This window comes from Desulfovibrio sp. 1214_IL3152, assembly GCF_036763055.1.
Lineage (GTDB): Bacteria > Desulfobacterota > Desulfovibrionia > Desulfovibrionales > Desulfovibrionaceae > Desulfovibrio.
Genome location: NZ_JBAIYW010000598.1, coordinates 1 through 4176, shown reverse-complemented (window position 1 = coordinate 4176; position 4176 = coordinate 1). Strand labels below are relative to the sequence as shown.

7 protein-coding genes are annotated in these 4176 nt (G+C 58.0%); all 7 read right to left on the bottom strand.

All coding sequences use genetic code 11. The features are described from left to right. Nucleotides 1-311: 30S ribosomal protein S11 (gene rpsK, locus V6C07_RS12630; protein ID WP_333536827.1), on the bottom strand; the 311-nt coding region annotated here is incomplete at its 3' end. A 123-nt stretch (nucleotides 312-434) separates the two neighbouring features. Then, nucleotides 435-803 (bottom strand): 30S ribosomal protein S13, encoded by a 369-nt coding sequence (gene rpsM / locus V6C07_RS12625; protein ID WP_012624316.1) that lies wholly within the window; start codon nucleotides 801-803, stop codon nucleotides 435-437. Between the two features lie 15 nt (nucleotides 804-818). Beyond that, nucleotides 819-932, bottom strand: coding sequence for a 50S ribosomal protein L36 (gene rpmJ / locus V6C07_RS12620; RefSeq protein WP_005027799.1), 114 nt, complete (start codon nucleotides 930-932; stop codon nucleotides 819-821). Between the two features lie 137 nt (nucleotides 933-1069). After that, the gene (gene map / locus V6C07_RS12615; protein WP_012624315.1) at nucleotides 1070-1864 is read right to left on the bottom strand and encodes a type I methionyl aminopeptidase; all 795 of its coding nucleotides are present in this window, start codon (nucleotides 1862-1864) and stop codon (nucleotides 1070-1072) included. Between the two features lie 17 nt (nucleotides 1865-1881). Further along, nucleotides 1882-3195, bottom strand: a complete 1314-nt coding sequence (secY, locus tag V6C07_RS12610; protein ID WP_333536825.1) for a preprotein translocase subunit SecY — start codon at nucleotides 3193-3195, stop codon at nucleotides 1882-1884. A gap of 227 nt (nucleotides 3196-3422) precedes the next feature. Then, complete coding sequence (gene rplO / locus V6C07_RS12605) at nucleotides 3423-3884, bottom strand: 50S ribosomal protein L15 (protein ID WP_333536824.1); 462 nt, start codon at nucleotides 3882-3884, stop codon at nucleotides 3423-3425. 19 nt (nucleotides 3885-3903) lie between these two features. Beyond that, entirely contained in the window at nucleotides 3904-4080 is a 177-nt protein-coding gene (gene rpmD, locus V6C07_RS12600; protein ID WP_333536823.1) for a 50S ribosomal protein L30, read from the bottom strand. Nucleotides 4081-4176: the final 96 nt, after the last annotated feature.

The window sequence follows — 4176 nt, the reverse complement described above, 5'->3', positions numbered from 1 at the left end:
CCGGCGGCCGAAATGGCGCGCATGGCAGCTTCACGGCCGGAACCGGGACCCTGCACATAGATGCCGACAGTGCGCATGCCGTTATCCTGCGCCTTGCGGGCGGCTGTTTCGGCAGCCACCTGAGCGGCGAAAGGCGTAGACTTGCGCGAGCCCTTAAAGCCGCTCTGGCCTGCAGAGGCCCAGGAAACAGCGTTTCCGCGCGTATCCGTAAAAGTAATAATGGTATTATTAAACGAAGCCTGGATGTGGGCAATGCCCACCGGCACGCTTTTCTTTTCCTTTTTCTTGACCACTTTTTTGGGTCTGGCCATATCTATCCCTCTGGATGGAGCTTGTCAGATTTATGCTCCGCGCGCGGCGGAAATCCGTTCGTCCTCACGGCAGCACGAATGCTGCGTCCGCTTTACAAACTGCGACAAGCGCAGCCGCACGCCCTACTTCTTTTTGCCCACGGCTCCGCGACGGGGACCCTTGCGGGTACGCGCGTTGGTATGGGTGCGCTGACCATGCACAGGCAGGCCGCGACGGTGACGAAGGCCACGGTAGCAGCCAATGTCCATAAGGCGCTTAATATTGCTGGACACTTCGCGGCGAAGATCGCCTTCCACCTTGTAGTGCTGCTCGAGTTCCTTACGGATCTCGTTCACTTCGTCAGCAGAGAGGTCGTCGATACTACGCTCCCAGTTGACGCCGGTGGTGTCCAGAATTTTCATGGCCGTGGTACGGCCAATGCCATAGATATAGGTGAGCGCAATGTCCACCCGTTTGCCGCGAGGCAAATCAACACCTGCTATTCTCGCCACAATATGTCTCCTGCCCTAGCCCTGGCGCTGCTTGTGCCGGGGGTTTTCGCAGATAACTCGAAGCACTCCCTTGCGCCGGATAACCTTACACTTGGGGCATATTTTCTTGACGGAAGGTCTTACTTTCATTCCATTTCTCCAATAAGAGCCTTAGCTTTGACAGATAAAGTCTCCGGCAAACCGGCACAGGCCGCACAGACGGCTGACCGACGTCCTCCAAACAAAAGGACGTGAACGGAAATCTTTATCCGGCTTTACCTGTTCTGTCAACCTTCGATGGTGTGCCGGTTGAGTCCACGGTCCGAGATGCTGAGGATTTGCGGCCCGGACGGCGTAATGGCAACACTGTGCTCGAAGTGCGCGGCCCAAAGGCCGTCGCGCGTCACCGCAGTCCACTGGTCGTCAAGTATGTCGACCTCGTAGGTTCCCATGGTGACCATGGGTTCGATGGCGATCACCATGCCGTTTTGCAGGGTCAACCCGCGCATGCCGGGCCGGAAGTTGGGCACCTCGGGCTTTTCGTGCATCTTGGCGCCCACGCCGTGTCCCACAAAACGTCGCACCACGTTGAAACCTGCGGCTTCCACATAATCCTGCACGGCGGCCCCGATGTTATAGACATCGTTGCCCGCCCGCGCCTGCTCGATGCCGACGTAGAGGCTTTCCTCGGTAATCCGCATGAGTTTTCGGGCCTCGTCGCTCACCTTGCCCACTGGGAAGGTGCGCGCCGCGTCACCCACAAAGCCTTCAAAGACCACGCCCATATCCACACTGACGATATCTCCTTCCTCAAGCAGCCGCCCGGAAGGAAAACCATGCACCACCTGCTCGTTGACCGAGCAGCACAGGGCATATGGATAGCCGCAGTAGCCCAGAAAGGCCGGTTTGACCTTGTAATCGGCGCACATGTCGCGCGCCAGCTCTTCAAGGCGCATGGTGGGAAGGCCGGGAGCCACCATGTCACCCACGGCATCAAGAACGTTGGCGACCATGCGGTTTGCTTCGCGCAGGCAGCCTATTTCACGCTCGTTCTTGATGTACGCGCCGTGATATTTCTTCATACTCCATCACCCGTTGGTTACAGCCGGCCGCTTTTGCGCGCCTTGGCCATCAGGCCCTGATACTGGCTGGAAATCATATGAGATTCCACCTGATTCATAAAGTCCATAGCCACGCCCACAAGAATCAGCAGGCTCGTGCCGCCAAAGAAGAACGGCACGTTAAAGTTGCTGATAAGCAACATGGGCAGAAGGCATACGATGGAAATGTAGGTGGCCCCCGAGAGGGTCAGCCGTGTCAGTACAGTATCAATATATTCCTGCGTCTTTTCGCCAGGACGAATGCCGGGAATGAAGCCGCCGTTCTTCTTGAGGTTTTCAGCCATATCCTTGGGATCAAAAATAATGGCGGTATAGAAATAGCAGAAGAAGAACATAAGGCCCACGTAGAGCACGTTGTAAGCCACGCCCTGGGGCGAAAACAGCTCCGCAGCGTGCTTTACATATTCATTGCTGGAAAACTGACCGATGGTGGCCGGAAAAAGCAGCAACGAAGAGGCGAAAATGGGCGGAATAACGCCGGCTGTATTGAGGCGCAGCGGCAGATGCGAGTTCTGCCCGCCGTACATCTTGCGGCCCACCTGCCGCTTGGCATAACTTATAGGTATACGCCGTTGCGACCGTTCCACAAAAACAATGGCTATGAGCACCGCAGCCATAAAGACCACGATGACCAAGGCCATGAAGATGCTCATGTCCCCGGCCTGAATCAGCGCCACGGACTGGATGATCCCACGGGGGATGCCCACCACAATGCCGCAGAAAATGATCAGTGATATGCCGTTGCCGATGCCCCGTTCCGTAATCTGTTCGCCAAGCCACATGACCAGCACCGAACCGGCGGTGAACGTGGTCATGGTCACCAGGCGGAACTGCCAGCCGGGATTAAGCACCACGGACGCGCCCGCAGGGCTTGTCATGGTCTCAAGGCCCACGGCTATGCCCAGACCCTGCACCAGAGTGATAAGCACGGTAAGGTAGCGGGTGTACTGGGTGAGCTTGCGACGCCCGGCCTGCCCTTCTTCCTTTGCCATGCGCTTCACGTCCGGGCTGATGACCTGGAGCAGTTGCATGATGATGCTGGCCGAGATGTACGGCATGACGCCCAGGGCAAAGACGGAAACGTTGGACAGACCGCCGCCGGAGAACATGTCAAAAAGGCTGAACAGCGTTCCCTGCATGCTTTGGAAAAAAGACGCGAGGGCGGAGGCGTCCACACCCGGAATGGGCACATGCACACCGATACGGTAGCAGCACAAAATCAGGAAGGTCCAGCCAAGTCGCTTGAACAGCGAAGGCTGACCCGCCACAGTGTTTGCCGTTCCTACTGCCATGTAAGACTCTTTGCGTTTATGCGCCTGAGGCGCAGTATATGCACAGCCTCATCCCCTTCGCGCACGAAGTCGATGAGGCCAATGCCTGGCATTGACAGGGCCATGCCCTGAAGGCCGCCGAAATCAAAATGCAAAATTCCTTGCAGGGGCCTTCACCTTTTCCGCCCGGCAGGCCGGAAGCGGAACAAACCGGCTGGTCGTTAAACCAGCCGGTTTGGCGTCAACTGTTAAGCCGCGGGAACAGCTTCAAGCTCGCTCACTTCGCCGCCTGCGCCACGGATTTTTTCCGCAGCAGACTGGCTGAACTTGTGAGCTTCGACCTTGAGAGCGCTTTTGACTTCGCCGCGCGAAAGGATTTTCACGGGCGCACCCATGCGGGCCAGGCCGCGGGCGTAGATGTCGTCCAGCGTAATGGAATCCTTGCCTTCAAAAGCTTCAACCAGACGGTCAAGATTGATCACGTCGTAGGTTACCTTGAAGGGGGCGTTCTTGAAGCCGTGCTTGGGCAAACGGCGCTGCAGGGGCATCTGGCCGCCTTCAAAGCCGGGGGCCACGCCGCCGCCGGCACGGGCATTCTGGCCTTTGTGGCCCTTGCCCGCCGTGCAACCCAGACCGGAGCCAGAGCCACGACCCACCCTGCGGCGGGTTTTGCGCTCTTCCGGGAAAGGATAGAGATTGTGCAGTTGCATGGTATATGTCCTCCGGCCGTTATTCGACAACGGCCACCATATGCGGAACTTTGGCGATGATGCCCCGGATGGCCGGGGTGTCCTTGAACGTCTTGACCATCTCGCGGCGCTTGAGGCCAAGGGAGTCCAGCAGCTTGCGCTGCGCCGGCGAAGCGCCGATGCGCGAACGAACGAGTTTTACCGTGATTTCTGCCATGACTACTTCCTCGGAGCTTCCAGCTTCTTGCCGCGCAACGCCGACACGTCATCGGCGCTGCGCAGGGAGATGAGGCCCTGCATGGTGGCGCGAAGC